At 65.9% G+C, this 16,531-nt stretch carries 14 protein-coding genes, 1 pseudogene and 1 riboswitch; of the genes and pseudogenes, 13 read left to right on the forward strand and 2 right to left on the reverse strand.

What is annotated here, in order from left to right:
- The first annotated feature begins 6 nt into the window (after positions 1–6).
- From HNE04_RS23800 to HNE04_RS23840, 9 genes are read left to right on the forward strand one after another with little or no spacing between them, the layout of a single operon-like run.
- Complete coding sequence (locus HNE04_RS23800; protein WP_172225040.1) at positions 7–1,149, forward strand: mandelate racemase/muconate lactonizing enzyme family protein; 1,143 nt, start codon at positions 7–9, stop codon at positions 1,147–1,149.
- A gap of 14 nt (positions 1,150–1,163) precedes the next feature.
- Positions 1,164–2,060: a fumarylacetoacetate hydrolase family protein gene (locus HNE04_RS23805; RefSeq protein WP_172225042.1), complete on the forward strand. Its 897-nt coding sequence runs from the start codon at positions 1,164–1,166 to the stop codon at positions 2,058–2,060.
- Positions 2,050–3,006 carry a hydroxyacid dehydrogenase gene (locus HNE04_RS23810; RefSeq protein WP_172225045.1) on the forward strand — a complete coding sequence of 319 codons (957 nt, stop codon included), beginning with the start codon at positions 2,050–2,052 and terminating at the stop codon, positions 3,004–3,006. Before HNE04_RS23805 ends, HNE04_RS23810 begins: the two co-directional genes overlap by 11 nt.
- A 46-nt stretch (positions 3,007–3,052) precedes the next feature.
- Positions 3,053–4,195 (forward strand): mandelate racemase/muconate lactonizing enzyme family protein, encoded by a 1,143-nt coding sequence (locus HNE04_RS23815; protein WP_172225048.1) that lies wholly within the window; start codon positions 3,053–3,055, stop codon positions 4,193–4,195.
- 26 nt (positions 4,196–4,221) lie between these two features.
- Positions 4,222–5,226: a 2-hydroxyacid dehydrogenase gene (locus tag HNE04_RS23820; protein ID WP_172225051.1), complete on the forward strand. Its 1,005-nt coding sequence runs from the start codon at positions 4,222–4,224 to the stop codon at positions 5,224–5,226.
- The gene (locus HNE04_RS23825) at positions 5,223–6,116 is read left to right on the forward strand and encodes an NAD(P)-dependent oxidoreductase (protein WP_172225054.1); all 894 of its coding nucleotides are present in this window, start codon (positions 5,223–5,225) and stop codon (positions 6,114–6,116) included. Before HNE04_RS23820 ends, HNE04_RS23825 begins: the two co-directional genes overlap by 4 nt.
- Positions 6,113–7,261, forward strand: coding sequence for a mandelate racemase/muconate lactonizing enzyme family protein (locus HNE04_RS23830; protein ID WP_172225056.1), 1,149 nt, complete (start codon positions 6,113–6,115; stop codon positions 7,259–7,261). Before HNE04_RS23825 ends, HNE04_RS23830 begins: the two co-directional genes overlap by 4 nt.
- Before the next feature lie 21 nt (positions 7,262–7,282).
- Positions 7,283–8,257 carry a tripartite tricarboxylate transporter substrate binding protein gene (locus HNE04_RS23835; protein WP_172225059.1) on the forward strand — a complete coding sequence of 325 codons (975 nt, stop codon included), beginning with the start codon at positions 7,283–7,285 and terminating at the stop codon, positions 8,255–8,257.
- Positions 8,254–9,363: a mandelate racemase family protein gene (locus tag HNE04_RS23840; protein ID WP_172225062.1), complete on the forward strand. Its 1,110-nt coding sequence runs from the start codon at positions 8,254–8,256 to the stop codon at positions 9,361–9,363. The genes HNE04_RS23835 and HNE04_RS23840 overlap by 4 nt, the downstream gene beginning before the upstream one ends.
- Here the strand turns inward: HNE04_RS23840 and HNE04_RS23845 are convergent.
- Positions 9,360–10,448: an ATP-dependent DNA ligase gene (locus HNE04_RS23845; protein ID WP_172225065.1), complete on the reverse strand. Its 1,089-nt coding sequence runs from the start codon at positions 10,446–10,448 to the stop codon at positions 9,360–9,362. The genes HNE04_RS23840 and HNE04_RS23845 overlap by 4 nt on opposite strands.
- Positions 10,449–10,531: 83 nt before the next feature.
- Positions 10,532–10,599, forward strand: a riboswitch (S-adenosyl-L-homocysteine riboswitch).
- Positions 10,600–10,690: 91 nt separating this feature from the next.
- Here HNE04_RS23845 and ahcY point away from each other — a divergent pair.
- From ahcY to metF, 3 genes are read left to right on the forward strand one after another with little or no spacing between them, the layout of a single operon-like run.
- The gene (gene ahcY / locus HNE04_RS23850) at positions 10,691–12,124 is read left to right on the forward strand and encodes an adenosylhomocysteinase (RefSeq protein WP_172225068.1); all 1,434 of its coding nucleotides are present in this window, start codon (positions 10,691–10,693) and stop codon (positions 12,122–12,124) included.
- A gap of 6 nt (positions 12,125–12,130) precedes the next feature.
- Positions 12,131–12,883, forward strand: coding sequence for a TlyA family RNA methyltransferase (locus HNE04_RS23855; RefSeq protein ID WP_172225070.1), 753 nt, complete (start codon positions 12,131–12,133; stop codon positions 12,881–12,883).
- Positions 12,880–13,707 carry a methylenetetrahydrofolate reductase [NAD(P)H] gene (gene metF / locus HNE04_RS23860; RefSeq protein WP_172225073.1) on the forward strand — a complete coding sequence of 276 codons (828 nt, stop codon included), beginning with the start codon at positions 12,880–12,882 and terminating at the stop codon, positions 13,705–13,707. Before HNE04_RS23855 ends, metF begins: the two co-directional genes overlap by 4 nt.
- 3 nt (positions 13,708–13,710) lie before the next feature.
- Here metF and HNE04_RS23865 read toward each other — a convergent pair whose 3' ends face one another.
- Positions 13,711–14,373, reverse strand: coding sequence for a LuxR C-terminal-related transcriptional regulator (locus HNE04_RS23865; RefSeq protein ID WP_172225076.1), 663 nt, complete (start codon positions 14,371–14,373; stop codon positions 13,711–13,713).
- 392 nt (positions 14,374–14,765) lie between these two features.
- Here HNE04_RS23865 and HNE04_RS23870 point away from each other — a divergent pair.
- A pseudogene (locus HNE04_RS23870) lies at positions 14,766–16,531 on the forward strand (hypothetical protein); the annotation flags it as partial.

Raw genomic sequence — 16,531 nt, forward strand, 5'->3', positions numbered from 1 at the left:
CAAGCAATGAGTCCCATCAAGAAAGTCACCTGCCACGTGGTCGCCGCACCCGTGGAGCGCCCCTTCACGTCGTCGCGCGGCTGGTTGTACAAGACCCGCGGTTCCTGCATCGTCGAGATCGAGACCACCGACGGCATCACCGGCTGGGGCGAGTGCTACGGGCCCTCGGCGGTCGCCAAGGCCTACATCGAGACGCAATTCGCGCCGCGCATCATCGGCCGCGACGCGTTCGACGTGGAAGTGATCTGGGAAGACCTGTACAACCGGATCAAGGACTACGGCCCGCGCGGCATGGTGACCTCGGCGATGAGCGGCATCGACATCGCGCTGTGGGACATCATCGGCAAGGCCTGCAAGCAGCCGATCCACAAGCTGATCGGCGGTGCCCATCGCACCGAGGTGACCTCCTATGCCACCGGCCTGTACTTCATTGACATGGACCGCCTGATCGAGGAAGCCGTGGAAGAGGCGCGCGACTATGTCGAGCAGGGCTTCGTTGCCGTCAAGATGAAGATAGGCCTGGGCGATCCCAAGCTCGACATCCGGCGCGTCGCCGCGGTGCGCGAAGCCATCGGCGACAAGACTCGCCTGATGGTCGACGCCAACCACTGCTTCACGGTGCCGCAGGCGATCCGCATCGGCCGCGAGCTGGAGAAGCTCGACGTCGAGTGGTTCGAGGAGCCGATCTCGCCCGAAGACATCGACGGCTATGTCGAAGTGACGCGCGCGCTGGACATGGCCGTGGCCGGCGGCGAGAACGAAATGACCCGCTGGGGCTTCCGCGACCTGGTGGTGCGCAAGGCGATGGACATCATCCAGCCCGACGTCTGCGCGGCCGGCGGCATCAGCGAATGCCGCAAGATCGCGACGCTGGCCAGCGCCCATGGCGTCGAATGCGTGCCGCATGCCTGGGGCTCGGCCATCGGCCTGGCGGCCACGCTGCATTTTCTTGCCGCCTTGCCCGACCAACCGCCGAGCTACCGGCCGATGCCGCCGCTGCTCGAATTCGAGCAGTGCGAGAACCCGTTCCGCGATCACCTTTCGGTCGAGCCTATCGTGCAGCACCGCGGCAAGGTCCAGGTCCCGACCAAGCCCGGCCTGGGCATCGAGATCGACCGCTCCATCCTCGACCGCTACCGCGTCGCCTGAGGCGGCGGATCCAGATGCGCTTCGTTTCCTTCACCGGGGCTCAAGGTCGCCCCGTCGCCGGCGTATTGTGCGGCGATGACGTCGTAGACCTTTCGCACCGCGCCTGCAAGGCCCTGCTTTCCGGCACGCCGCCCTCGGTGCAGGCCTTTGTCGAACAGGGGCTGGATCGCTGGGCACGGCATTTCGCCGAGGCCCGGTTCGATGCCGATGCGGTGCGGCCGCTGTCACAGGTGCAGCTGCTGGCGCCGCTGCCGCGGCCGGGCAAGATCATCGGTGCCGCCTACAACTTCACCGACGCGCTGGCCGAACGCGGCATGGCGCATCCCCCCGAACCGGTCACCTTCGTGCGCCTGGGCAGCACGGTGATCGGGCCGGGCGCGCCCATCCTGCTGCCGCCGGACATCGGCAACGTCGGCTACGAGGCCGAGCTGGCCGTGGTGATCGGCAGGCGCGCGCTGCGGGTGGAGCGCGACCAGGCGATGAAATACGTGGCCGGCTATACCGCGCACAACGACATCAGCGCCAGCGACCTGATCAAGGGCGACGGCGGCAACTTCGTGCGCGGCAAGAACCTGCCGGCCTCGGCGCCGCTCGGCCCGTGGCTGGCCACCCCCGACGAAGTGCCCGACCCCTACGACGTCGGCATCCGGCTGGACATCGACGGCCGGGTGCTGCAGGACGGTTCCACCTCCACCATGCTGTTCAGGATCGCCGAACTGATCTCGTTCATTTCATACCGCATGCCGCTGGAGCCCGGCGACGTCATCGCCACCGGCACCCCCGCCGGCGTCGCGCCGATGCACCAGCCGCCCGGCTGGCTCACGCCTGGCACCACCGTTGCCATCGAACTCCAGGGTCTGGGCCGGCTGGCCAACCCGGTCCACAGGGGAGAGCCTTTCCTTGAACGCTAAGCCACGGGTCCTGCTGACCAACCCCATCCATCCCGAACTGCAGCCGGTGCTGGCGCAGCACTGCGAGGTGGTGCTTGCCCCGGACACCGCGCCGGCCACGATCGCGCGCCTGATCGCCGATGCCGATGCGCTGATGGTGCGGGCCCAGCTGGCGCCCGATGTGTTCGACCATGCGTCCAGGCTGCGCGCCGTGGTGCGTCACGGTGTGGGGCTGGACATGATCCCGGTCGAAGCGGCCACGGCACGCGGCATCCCGGTGGCCAACCTGCCGGGCTCCAACACGCAGGCGGTGGTGGAGTACTGCATTGCCGCGATGCTGCACCTGCGCCGCGGGCTCGCGACGATGGATGCCCGCCTGCGCAAAGACGGCTGGGCCGCATCGCGCCCGCTGGCCGATCGCGGCACCGAGCTCGGCGGCGGCACTTGCGGCATCGTCGGCGTCGGCGCCGTCGGGAGCCGGCTGGCCGAGGTGGCCCGGGGCCTCGGCATGCGGGTGGTCGGCCTTACGCGCCGGCCCGGCAGCCTGCCGCCCCATGTGCAGGCGGTGGACAAGCAGGCGCTGTTCGCGCAGTCCGACGTGGTCGTGCTGTGCTGCCCGCTGAATGAGCAGACGCGCGGCCTGGTCGATGCGGCCACCATCGCCGCCATGAAGCGCGATGCGATCCTGATCAACGTCGCGCGCGGCCCGGTGATCGATACCGCGGCCGTGGTAGACGCGCTGCGGGCCGGGCGACTGGGCGGCGCGGCGATGGACGTGCACGACAAGCAGCCGCTGACCGGGCAGGAGCCCGTGTTCGGCGCGCCCAACCTGCTGCTGACGCCGCATGTGGCCGGCATCACCGGCACCAGCATGCGCGCCATGAGCGAGGGCGCGATAGCCACGGTGCTGGCGCTGCTGCACGGCGAGCGGCCCCCCAACGTGGTCAACCCCGAAGTCTTCCGATAGTTCCCCCGATCACTCCCCCGACAACTCCCGAACCCCAGAGCGAACCATGCGCATTGCCGATATCCGGGCCGTCCCGATCTCCTTTCCCGTTCCCGCCGACAAGTCGGTTCGCCTGGGCATCGGCCGCAGCGTCAAGCGCGACTCGGTGCTGGTCCGGGTCGAAACCGACGAAGGCCATGTCGGCTGGGGCGAAGCCCATCACGGGCGTTGCCCCGGCGCCATCGCCAAGCTGATCGACACCACCATGCGCGGGCTGGTGCTGGGCTTCGAAGCCCATGACGTGGCTGGCGTCTGGGCCCGCGTCTACAAGATGCAACTGGCCAGCCACGGCATGGGCGCGGCCGCGGCGCTGGCCCTGAGCGGGCTGGACATGGCGCTTTGGGACCTGCGCAGCCAGGCCACCGGCTGGCCGCTGTACCGCCTGCTGGGCGGCTCGTCCAAGCCGATCAAGGCCTATGCCGGCGGCATCGCCCTGGGCTGGCAGGAGCCGGCGCTGCTCGCCGAAGAGGCGCTGCGCCACATCGCCGACGGCTACCGCGCGCTGAAGCTGCGCGTCGGCGACACGGCGGCCAAGGACATCGCCCGCGTGCGGGCCGTGCGTCAGGCGGTGGGCAACGAGATTGACATCCTGGTCGACGCCAACACCAACTACACCGTCGACGATGTGCGCAAAGTGATGCCGGCGTACGAGGAGTGCGCTGTCGGCTGGCTGGAGGAGCCGTTTCCGCCGCAGGACCGCCGCGCCTACGCGGTGGCGGCGTCCCTCGGCCGGGTGCCGCTGGCCGCTGGCGAGAACCACTACACGCGCTATGAGTTCGCGACCTTGCTCGAAGACGCGCATGTGCAGTTTGTGCAGCCCGACCTGTCGAAGACCGGTGGCGTGACCGAGGCCATGCGCATCGCCGCGATGGCGAGCGCGCACAAGCTGACCGTGAATCCGCACACCTCGGCCACGGCCATCAACATGGCCACGACCATCCACTTCCTGTGCGGCGTGGACAACCCCGGCTATTTCGAGGGCGACGTCACTTCGCTCAACCCGTTCCGCGACCACCTGGCTGACCGAGCGCCCTATGCGCTGGACAGCAACGGCTGCGTGACGCCGCACGAGGGCGTGGGCATCGGGCTGAAGATCGACCAGGCCTTCATCGCGGAGCATCCGCTGATCGAGGGACCTTGCTACGTCTAGCGCCAGGCGTTCCCACTCACCACTCCATGATGCAAAAGGCCTTTCTCTGCCGTCGATTCACAGCCGCGATCGAGGCCGAATTGCGCGAGCGTTTCGACCTGAGCCTCAACGAGGACGATGCCCTTCTGCCCCCTGTCGAGATCGCCCGTCGGGCCGCCGGCGCCGAAGTGCTGCTGGTGACGGCGACCGAGGTGGTCGACGCCGAGGTGATGCGCGCGCTGCAACCCGGGCTCAAGGCCATCGCGACCCTGTCGGTGGGCTACGACCATATCGACATGGCTGCGGCCCAGGCCATGGGAATCCAGGTTCTGCATACGCCCGACGTGTTGAGCAACGCCTGCGCCGAGATCGCCATGCTGCTGGTGCTGAATGCCTGCCGGCGCGGTTACGAGGCCGACCGCATGGTGCGCAGCGGCGCTTGGCCGGGCTGGGGTCCTACCCAGCTGCTGGGCCTGGGCTTGACCGGACGCCGTCTGGGAATTTTCGGCATGGGCCGGATTGGCCGGGCGATCGCGACGCGGGCCCGCGCCTTCGGGCTGGAGATCCATTACCACAACCGGACCAGGCTCGCGCCGGAACTGGAGCAGGGCGCCACCTATCACGACGCCCTGGACGGCCTGCTCGCCGCCAGCGAGATCTTCGTGGTCGCGGCACCCGGCGGGCCCGGGCTCGCGGGGATCATCGACCATGAGCGCATCGCGCGGATACCGGCCGGCGGCGTGCTGGTTAACATTTCGCGGGGCGACCTCATCAACGACGACGCCCTGATCGGTGCGCTGAAGTCGAAACACCTGTCCGCCGCCGGACTCGACGTGTTCGCGAACGAGCCGGCGATCGACCCGCGCTACCGTGCGCTGGACAACGTTTTCCTGACGCCTCACATCGGCAGCGCCACTCATGAGACGCGGAACGCCATGGGATGGCTTCTGATCCGCGGCCTCGAGGCGCTTGCCGACGGCAAAGTGCCTGAAAACCTTCTGTCTCCTCGCCGCAGCGAGGACATCCCCCACCCGCTACAAGGAAGAGCATGAAGAAAATCGGTATGGTCGGCATCGGCATGATGGGCCATGGGATCGCCAGCAACATCGTCAAGCACGGTTACCCGATGGTGCTGCTGGAGCACCCGGGCAACCAGCCGCTGGACGGGCTGATCGCGGCCGGCGCCACGACGGCCAAGAGCGCCGCCGCGCTGGCGGCGGCAGTCGACACCGTCATCCTGTGCGTCACCGGCACGCCGGAAGTCGAGAGCGTGCTGTTCAGCAAGGGCGGACTGCTGGAGGGCCTGAAGCCGGGCACCATCGTCATCGACTGCTCGACGGCGATCCCGTCGTCCACCGTCCGGATCGCGCAGGCGGTGGAAAAAGCCGGCGGCCGTTTCCTGGATGCGCCGATGACGCGCACCCCCAAGGAGGCCGCGGAAGGGCGCCTCAACCTGATCGTCGGCGGCGACCCCGCGCTGTTCGAGGAGTGCAAGCCGCTGCTGCAGTGCTATGCCGAGAACATCGCACTGGCCGGCCCGGTCGGCTCGGGCCACCGCCTCAAGCTGCTGCACAACTTCGTGTCGCTCGGGTTTTCCGCGGTGCTGGCGGAAGCCGCGGCCTGCGCCGAACGCTCGGGCATCGACGCCAAGGTTTTTTCCGAGATCCTGGCCAAGGGCGGCGGCGATGGCGTGGTGCTCAATCGCCTGCGCCCCTACATCGAATCGCGTGACGGTTCCGGCTTCCGTTTTTCCATCGCCAACGCGCTGAAGGACATGAGCTATTACACGACCATGGCGCAGGAAGCGGGCGCCGCGCACGGCACGGCCGAAGCGATCCGGCAGACCTACGAGGAGGCCGGCAAGAAGGGTACGCCCCAGTCGACCGTACCGGAACTCATCGATCTCCTGGCGAATGCCAAGCCGCGCGGAGCAGCCCAATGAAAATCACAGCCATCACCGCGGTGCCCCTGTCGTACCGCCTGCCGGAGGGCAAGACCGTGACCATGGGGGTCGGCAGCACGCTCAAGCGCGACGCGATCATCGTGCGCGTGGACACCTCCGAGGGCATCACCGGCTATGGCGAGGCGCACCCGGGCCGCAGCCCGGGCGCCGTCACCAGCGCGATCCGCAACACGCTGGCGCCGCTGCTGGTCGGAATGAAGGCGACCGATTGCGTCGGCGCCTGGCAGCGCGTGCACCGCATGCAGCTGTCCAGCCACGGCCTGGGCGCCGGCGCGGCGCTGGCGCTGTCGGGCATCGACATGGCGCTGTGGGACATCCGCGGCAAGGCGGCCAACATGCCGCTGTATGAATTGCTGGGCGGCAGCAAGCGGCGCATCCCCGCCTACGCCGGCGGCATCGCGCTGGGCTACCAGCCCAAGGAATCGCTGGCTGACGAGGCGGCGGAGTACATCGCGCGCGGCTACAAGGCGCTCAAGCTGCGCATCGGCGACACCGCGAAGGCCGACATCGAGCGCTTGCGGCATGTGCGCAAGGCCCTGGGCGACGACGTCGACATCCTGGCCGACGCCAACACCGCCTACACCATGGCCGACGCGCGCCGCGTGCTGCCGGTGCTGGCCGAGATCCAGGCCGGCTGGCTGGAAGAGCCGTTCGCCTGCAACGACTTCGCCTCCTACCGCGAAGCCGCCAAGATCACCCCGCTGGTGCCGATCGCCGCCGGCGAGAACCACTACACCCGCTTCGAGTTCGCCCAGCTACTGGAGGCCGGCGCGGTGCAGGTGTGGCAGCCGGACCTGTCCAAATGCGGCGGCATCACCGAGGGGCTTCGCATCGCGGCGATGGCCTCGGCCTGGCGCATTCCCATCAACGCGCACAGTTCGGCGACCGGGCTGAACCACGCGGCCACGCTGCATTTCCTGGCGGCCACCGAAAACTCGGGCTACTTCGAAGCCTGCGTCTCCAAATTCAATCCTTTCCGCGACATGTTCGGCACCACCTTCGAGATCGGTGCCGATGGCTGCGTGGAGCCTCCCGATGCCCCCGGCATCGGCCTCGAGGTGGACGAATCGATTTTCGAGAAGTACCCGCCCGTTGACGGGCCGGGTTATGTCGTCAAGTTCTAAGAAACATCCCAGGAGACAACGATGAGCATTTTGTCGAGAAGATCATTCACAGCCGTTTGCGTGGCATTGCTGGCCGCCGGCGCTGCCGTCGCCCAGACGTTTCCGGACCGCGCGGTCCGGATCGTGGTGCCGTATCCGCCGGGCGGTTTCAACGACACGCTGGCGCGCGTGTCGGCCGAGAAGCTGACGAAGACGTGGAACCAGCCCGTGGTGGTGGAGAACAAGCCCGGGGGCAACACGACGGTGGGCAACCTGTTCGTCGCCAAGGCGCCGGCGGATGGCTACACCATCCTGATCACGCCCCTGCCGTTCGCCGCGTTGCCGGGCCTGTACGGGTCGCAGCTGCCCTATGACGCGCTGAAGGACTTCACTCCGCTGGTCTGGGCCGGCAGCACCCAGAACGCGCTGGTGGTGCGCAACGACCTGCCCGTGAACAACGTGCAGGAGCTGCTGGACTACGCCAAGAAGAATCCGGGCAAGCTCAATTACGGCTCCACCGGGTCGGGTTCGTCGAATCATTTGTCGATGGAACTGCTGATGCGCATGACGGGCGCCAAGCTGGCGCACATCCCGTACAAGGGCAGCGCCCCCGCCACCATGGCCATGCTGGGCGGCGAGATCGATGCGTTGTTCGACAATGTGCCCAACGTGCTGCCCCACATCAAGGCGGGCAAGATGAAGGTCATCGCCGTGAGCGGCCTCGAGCGCTCGGTGCTGCTCCCGGCCGTCCCCACGGTGGCGGAGTCTGGGGTGCCCGGCTACGAGGTGAACGTCTGGTTCGGCATGCAGTTGCCCGCCGGCACGCCCAAGCCCATCGTCGACCGGATCAACCGCGACGTCGTGCAACTGCTGAAGGAACCTGACGTGATCAAGCGCTTCCGCGACCAGGGCGTGGAGGTGGTGGCCAGTTCCCCCACGGAATTCAGCCAGCTGGTCCAGAAGGAAGTCGTCAAGTGGACCCAGCTCATCCGCGACGCCAACATCCGGGTCGAATGAAAATCACCGACGTCACGCTGACGCTGTTCGGCTGGGACGACATCCCGGCCACCAGCTACGGCGCCCACACCGGACGCTTCTCCGGCGCAACCCGGCTCGGCCTGCTGGAGATCAGCACCGACCAGGGCATCGTCGGCCACGCCTTCCTGGGATCGGCTTTCTACGCGGCGGACATGGACGGCGCCAGCCTCATCCGCTACCTCAAGCCCATCCTGGTGGGCCAGAACCCGCTGGACCGGGAGCGCCTGTACAAGGCGATGTGGAAGCGCGTGCGCACCACCACCGTCCGCTCCATCGGGGCCGTGGACATCGCGCTGTGGGACATCGCGGGCAAGGCCGCCGGCCTGCCGATCCACCAGCTGCTGGGTTCCTTTCGCGACCGCGTGCCGGCCTACATCAGTTCGGCCGTGCTGGCCAGCCCGCAGGCCTATGCGGAGGAAGCGCAGCACTACAAGTCGCTCAAGCTGGCGGCCTACAAGATCCATCCGCCGCAGGCCTGGCGCGAGGACATCAAGGTCTGCGAAAAGGTGCGCGAGGCGGTGGGCGACGACTACCTGCTGATGCTCGATTCGGTCTGGAGCTACGACTACGCGGCGGCGCTGCGCGTGGGCCAGGCCATTCAGGACCTGGGCTACTACTGGTATGAAGATCCGCTGGCGGATGCCGACATCTACAACTACCTCGAATTGCGCAAGAAGCTGCACATTCCGATCATGGCCACCGAGTACCCGGCCGGCGGCCTGGATTCGTATGCGCCCTGGATCAAGGAGAGGGCGACGGATTTCCTGCGCGGCGACGTTGCCGTGAAGGGCGGCATCACCACGCTAGTCAAGGCTGCCCACCTCGCGGAAGCCTTTCACCTGAACTATGAACTGCATCACGGCGGCAACTCGCTCAACAACTTCGCCAATCTGCACGTGATCATGGCGATCCAGAACACGGAGTTCTTCGAAGTCCTGCTGCCTTCGGAATCGCAGAAATACGGCCTGGTCCAGGACATCGAAATCGACGGCGACGGTATGGTCCACGCACCGACCGGACCGGGCCTCGGCGCGCAGATCGACTTCGAGCTGATCGCGCGCAAGAAGGTCGGGGTGCTGGCCTAGCCGGTGCGCCCCCCGGGCCGGAACACCTTCTCCAACTCGAAAGGCGTCGTGACTTCGAGCTGGTCGTAACGGCAATCCTGCGGCGGCTTGTCCGGGCGCCAGCGCAGGAAGACGGCGGCATGGCGGAAGCGGTCGCCCTGCATATGGTCGTATTTCACTTCGCAGACACGTTCGGGCCGCAGCGCTTCCCAGGACAAGTCCTTGCCCCCGCTCCAGCGGCTCTGCGCGCCGGGCATCCGGTTCGCGTCGTCGGTGGCGCTGGCCCAGTCGCGCCAGGGATGGTCCTGCAACGCGTTCTTGCGCAGCGGCGCCAGCTCATCAGCCAGCTGCCGGCGCATGGCGATGGTGAAAGACGACGTGACGCCCACGTGCTGCAACATGCCGACCTCGTTGTACAGGCCCAGCAGCAGCGAGCCCACGGCGTCCTTGCTGTCGCGGTACCAGCGAAAGCCGGCGACCACGCAGTCGGCCGTCCGGACGTGCTTGATCTTGAGCATGGTGCGCTTGCCCGGCTGGTAGGTCGCGGCTTCGGGCTTGGCGATCACGCCATCCAGGCCGGCGCCCTCGAAGCGCTTGAGCCAATCCTCGGCCTCCGAGCGGTCGCGCGTCATGGGCGTGAGGTACACCGGCTTGGGGATCTGGCCCAGCAGCCGCTCCAGCCGGATGCGCCGCTCCGCCTGGGGCAGCTCCATCGTCGAACGCCCGCCCGCTGCCAGCAGATCGAAGGCCACGAAGGATGCCGGTGTTTCGCTGGCCAGCTTGGCCACGCGCGAGGAGGCCGGGTGCAGGCGCTGCTGCAAGGCGTCGAAGTCCAGCCCGCGGGCGCCGGCGACGACGATCTCGCCGTCGATGACGCAGCCCTTGGGCAGCGACTGCGCAAGCGCCCGCTCGAGTTCGGGGAAGTAGCGATTCAAAGGTTTGAGATCCCGGCTCTGGATGTAGACCTCGTCGCCATTGCGAAAGACGATGGCGCGAAAGCCGTCCCATTTGGGCTCGAACAGGAAGCCCTCCTGCTGCGGAAGCTCATCCGCGATCTTCGCGAGCATGGGCTCTATCGGTGGGGTCGTCGTGGGGGTGGCAGCCATCCCGCGTTGTAACAGCCGCCCCCAAGACGTGGCTGACGGCGGCCTTCGCTTTGCGAGGTCATCCGATTTCCCTATAATTGCGGCCATCCGAGGAGCGTTGCAGCGCCACAAGGCGTGAGGCTCGGATTCATCGCAACGACGCTCACCCACTGTTCCGTGAGGTGAGCACTGCCGCAGGCACCCCGCCATCAGGCCGCCAGCTTTACCCGGACAGTGGTCCCGAAATTTGTTTTGGAGCCACCATGAACGCCGTTCTCAAATCCGCCTCTAGCCACGACTGCGCCATCGCCGACCTGTCCCTGGCCGCCTGGGGCAAGAAGGAAATCCGCATCGCGGAAACCGAAATGCCCGGCCTAATGGCCATCCGCGCCGAATACGCCCAGAGCCAGCCCCTGAAGGGCGCCCGCATCACCGGCTCGCTGCACATGACGATCCAGACCGCCGTGCTGATCGAAACCCTGCAGGCCCTGGGTGCCCAGGTGCGCTGGGCTTCCTGCAACATCTTCTCGACGCAGGACCACGCCGCTGCCGCCATCGCTGCCGCGGGCACGCCGGTGTTCGCCATCAAGGGCGAGTCGCTGGCCGACTACTGGGACTACACCCACCGCATCTTCGAATTCGGCCCCAAGGGCTCTGAAGGCGAAGGCCCCAACATGATCCTGGACGACGGCGGCGACGCCACGCTGTTGATGCACCTGGGCCAGAAGGCCGAGAAGGACGCCTCGCTGATCGGCAACCCGCAGAGCGAGGAAGAGCGCTGCCTGTTCGCCAGCATCAAGGCCAAGCTGGCCGAAGACCCGACCTGGTACACCCGCAAGGCCGCCAAGATCATCGGCGTGACCGAAGAGACCACCACCGGCGTGCACCGCCTGAACGAGATGAGCGCCAAGGGCACGCTGCTGTTCCGCGCGATCAACGTCAACGACTCCGTCACCAAGAGCAAGTTCGACAACCTCTATGGTTGCCGCGAATCGCTGGTGGACGGCATCAAGCGCGCCACCGACGTGATGATCGCCGGCAAGGTCGCCGTGGTCGCGGGTTATGGCGATGTGGGCAAGGGCTCGGCCCAGGCGCTGCGCGCGTTGTCGGCCCAGGTGTGGGTCACCGAGATCGACCCGATCAACGCCTTGCAGGCCGCGATGGAAGGCTACCGCATCGTGACCATGGAGTACGCAGCCGACAAGGGCGACATCTTCGTGACCACCACCGGCAACAAGAACGTCATCACGCACGACCACATGGCGAAGATGAAGGACCAGGCCATCGTCTGCAACATCGGCCACTTCGACAACGAGATCGACGTCGCGTCGCTCGAGAAGTACGAATGGGACGAGATCAAGCCCCAGGTCGACCACGTGATCTTCCCCGATGGCAAGCGCATCATCCTGCTGGCCAAGGGCCGCCTGGTGAACCTGGGCTGCGGCACCGGCCACCCCAGCTACGTGATGTCGTCGAGCTTCGCCAACCAGACCATCGCGCAGATCGAGCTGTTCACCAAGCCCGATGCCTACCAGCCGGGCAAGGTTTACGTGCTGCCCAAGCACCTCGACGAAAAGGTGGCCCGCCTGCAGCTGTCCAAGCTGGGTGCGCAGCTGACGGTGCTGACGGACGAGCAGGCGGCGTACATCGGGGTCGACAAGAACGGCCCGTACAAGCCCGACACCTACCGCTATTGAGCGATGATGCGCGCCGACCAACTGCTCGTTGAACGAGGCCTGGCGAGTTCGCGCTCGCAGGCCCAGCGCCTGATCGCCTCGGGCGTGCGCTGGCTCGATCGCGGGGGCTGGAAGGCCGTGGGCAAGAACGGCGACGAGTTGCCGCCCGAGGCCGAGATCGAATTGCTCGACCTCGCCGAGGCGCGCTACGTTTCGCGCGGCGGCCTCAAGCTCGAAGGCGCCTTGAAGGCCAGCAGCGTCCAGGTCGCCGGCAAGGTCTGCCTGGACGTGGGCCAGTCCACCGGCGGCTTCTCCGATTGCCTGCTGCAACTCGGCGCCGCCCGCGTGGTGGGCGTCGATGTGGGGCAGGGGCAATTGCACGACAAGCTGCGCCACGACCCGCGCGTGATCGCGATCGAGAAACTCAACGCGCGCGAGTTGTCCTCCGAACAGGTGGGTGACGAGTTCGACTTCGTGACGGGCGACCTCTCCTTTATTTCATCGACGCTGGTGCTGCCGGCATTGGTGCCATTGCTCAAGGTTGGTGGTGACCTGCTGATGCTGATCAAGCCGCAGTTCGAGTTGCAGCCGGGCCAGGTTGGCAAGCGCGGCATCGTCACCGACCCGGCGCTCTATGCCGTGGTCGAGCAGCGCTTGCGCGACTGCTGCGCCTCGCTTGGCTTGCAGGTGCGGGGCTGGTACGACAGCCCGGTGGCCGGGGGCGACGGCAACCGCGAATTTTTCGTGTACGCAATCAAAGAACAAGAAGGCACAGCATGAACCTTCCGATCAGCCTGGAATTCTTCCCGCCCAAGACGCCCGAAGGCGCGGCCAAGCTGCGCATCGCCCGCCAGTCGCTTTATGAACTCAAGCCCGAGTTCTGCTCGGTGACTTACGGTGCCGGTGGTTCGACGCAGGAAGGCACTTTCGGCACGGTCTCCGAAATCCTGGCCGAAGGTGTCGATGCCGCCGCGCATTTCTCCTGCGTGGGAGCCACGCACGACAAGGTGCGGCAGGAACTGGCCCAACTCAAGGCTATGGGGGTCAAGCGCCTGGTGGCGCTGCGCGGCGACCTGCCGAGCGGGTACGGCATGGGCGGCGAGTTTCATTACGCGAGCGACCTGGTGGCCTTCATCCGCGCCGAAACCGGTAACGACTTCCGCATCGAGGTCGCCTGCTACCCCGAGATCCATCCGCAGGCCCGCTCGGCCGAGGCCGACCTGCAGGCCTATGCGATCAAAGTGCGCGCGGGCGCCGATTCCGCGATCACCCAGTACTTCTACAACGCCGATGCCTATTTCCGATTCGTCGAGGAAGCGGATCGGCTGGGCCTGCATGTTCCGGTGGTGCCGGGCGTCATGCCGATCACCAACTCCTCCCAGCTCATGCGTTTTTCCGACGCCTGCGGCGCCGAGATTCCGCGTTGGATCCGCCTGCGGCTGCAAGGCTTCGGCGACGACAGCGCCTCGATCAAGTCCTTTGGCCTGGACGTGGTGACGGCGCTCTGCGAACAACTGCAGGCGGGGGGTGCGCCCGGCATCCATTTCTACACGATGAACCAGGCGGCCGCCACGGTCGAGATCTGCAAGCGGCTGGGCTGGTGACGCTTACTTCATCGGCGTCCAGCTTGCCTGGGCGCGCGCCTCGGGCTGGGCGAGGAACGCCTTGAAGCGGCCGCTGCGATTGAGCTTCACGTAGACGCGATGCAGATGCGTCTTCACGGTCTTGTCGCTGATTTCCAGCTGGCGGCCGATTTCCTTGTTGCTCATGCCGCAACCTATGAGGTGGAGGATCTCTTCTTCGCGCGGGGTCAGCCTGTGCTCCTCGACCTCGTTCGCGCTAGTTGAACGGCAAACCTGGCTTTGCAGCGCCTGCAGCAGCGCCATCCGCCCGTACCAGGCGTCACCGTGGAAAACCGAATGCACGGCCTTGGCCAACAACCACGGTGGACTGGATTTAAGAACGCAGCCACTCGCTCCCTGTTGGATCGACTCGATGATCAGGTCGTCAGTACAGGTGTCGTAGAGCATCAACGTGCGGGTGAATCGGCTGACTCGACCGACCAGGGAAACGAGCTGGTGGGTGCTTTCGCCAGCCAGCGAATTTTCCAGCAAAAGCACGTCGGGCTGCATTCGAGACGCACTTTCAAGCACATGTTCAAGATCGGCAAGCTCACTGTTGATGCCTGTCGGGTCTTGCTGTTCGAGCCCACTGTGCATGGCATGGGCGAGGCGGCTATCGCCACACGCGATCAGAAGATTGATGGCCATCGTTCCCTCTCGAATCCAGGGTATTCGTTTGCAATTCGTGTGAGTTTTAAGCAGCGTACCAGAGGCTTACCAATGACAAAAGTGGTCTCAGCGGGACAGCAGCAAAAAAAAAACTGGGTAGTCCGTTCGGTGGTGCTCGGCAATCACTGCTCGACGTTCGATGTGGGAGCTCCTGGTACTCCATGAGGTGTATTTGCGGTGCCCGCTGCGATGTCTATTGTCAAAGGCCATCCCATACACGATCGGACAACCAATCACGCGGAGCAGTTATGCGCGTCAAGACCGGCGCGAGTCTGACTGCCGAGAGTGGCGCCTATGCCACGCACCAGTTGATGATCACCGCCCAACGGTCAGGGCCTTGATGACCGGGTGTTTTGCAGGAGTAGTACACCATGGCAATCACTATCACCGGAACACTGGTAATCGACGAGACGTCGGGCACGCAAAACCCCGCCGACACCAGCGACAGCAGCGGCAACGACATCGCCGGCGGCGCCGGCGTCTTGCCATCTGAATTCGATGCGGCACTGACCGCGCTAGGCCTGTCGGGCGGCTCGGCGACGGGCGTTGCGGTGAGTGGCGCCACTGCCGACAACTCGACCGGCACCGCCATGATCACCGGCCTGCCGGCAGACCTCACCGACGTGAGCTTTACCGATTCTGCCGGTGCTGCGCTCGATGGAGATGACAGCGGCCTCATGACCACCGACGGGACAAAGGTCTTCCTGTACACCTATTCAGGCGACAACAACGTGCTGCTCGGCGTCAAGGGCGATGACAACGGCACGCCGAACGATCCTTCGGATGACCTGCCGGTAGCACCGACGGCTGCGGGCGCCGTCATCGTTTTCGCCGCGTATCTGGACACTCAGACGGCCGGCGCGGGCGACGCAGGGGCGACGGGTGCCAAGGTCTGGGTGACGCAGTTCGAGTCGATGTTCAATCTCGTCCCGGGTTCGTCAGCAGCCGCCCACGACGACCCGGTGCAGCCGGACGAGGTGATCTATGTCACGGTCTCCTCGTTGAGCACGTTCTCCTTGGAGGGCGCGCCCTCGGGCCAGAACCTGTTCCTGATGTACGGAGATCCGAACGACAGCACAAACGACGCAATCGTCGTGACCGCTTCGGATGCCGCGACCGGCGGTACCGTCAATACCGGCCAGGCCGGTGGCGGCACGACCATTGGCAACTTCAATCAAATGCTGGATGCGGGCGAGGCCCTGACCTTTACCTTCGTGACCGGTGCCAACACCGGCTTTACCGTGCCCGACCTCACCCAGACCGAGGCGGATAGCGAGGGCAATATTCTGTTCGGGGGCGTCAAGAATGCGACGGCGGCGTCTTTCAAGGTGGTGCAAACGCAGCCGGGTAGCAAGGCGGGCACCTTGACGTTCGAATGCTTCACGACCGCCGCTGAACCGGGTGTCGGCTTCATCGCCGGCTATGGCAACGATGGCCATGTGGACGTTGACTCGGTGGTGATCAAGAACGCCGCCGGCACCGTGATCGAGAATTCCGATGGATCGGTCAATACCGCGGGCCTCAGTATTGCGATCACCGGCGGCGTTGTCACGATCGTCGGCGTCAAGGCCGGCTACACGATCGAATACACGACCGTCGGCAACCACCAACGCGTGGAGATCGGGAACAGCAGCGCAACCGGCAAGGGACCGAACGGCGCCGACTTCGACATTGGCGACTTCCAGCTGACCAGCACCCTCGTCACGCCCACCCTGCTGGACGTCCTGGAGTTCCAGGATGACGGTCCGAGCGTGGCCTTCGGCAACATCATCGGCACCGGCAGCATCAACCCGCAGTACGGCAACTGGACCTCCAACGCCGGAACCGACGGCATCGCCCCAGGGGTCACGGGACTGGACATCAATGTGACGGGATTCACGATCGTGCGGCCCAACAGCACGACCGCCACCGGGACGGCCACGTTAGAGCCACTGGCAGGGTCACCGAATGCGAGCGGCGACTTCCTTTTCAGCGGAACGCTCAGCGCTGACTTCGACAACAACCCAGGCACGACCGACGCGCCGATTAATTACTTCCTGACGGCATTGGCCAACGGCACCTACAAGCTGGACCTTGTCGAAGGATTTGTCTCCACCACGAGCACCGTGTCGACGATCGATGGATTGACTGCCGGCGG

Origin of the sequence: Caenimonas soli, assembly GCF_013155545.1 — a bacterium.
In the GTDB taxonomy this organism is placed as follows: Bacteria; Pseudomonadota; Gammaproteobacteria; order Burkholderiales; family Burkholderiaceae_C; genus Ramlibacter; species Ramlibacter soli.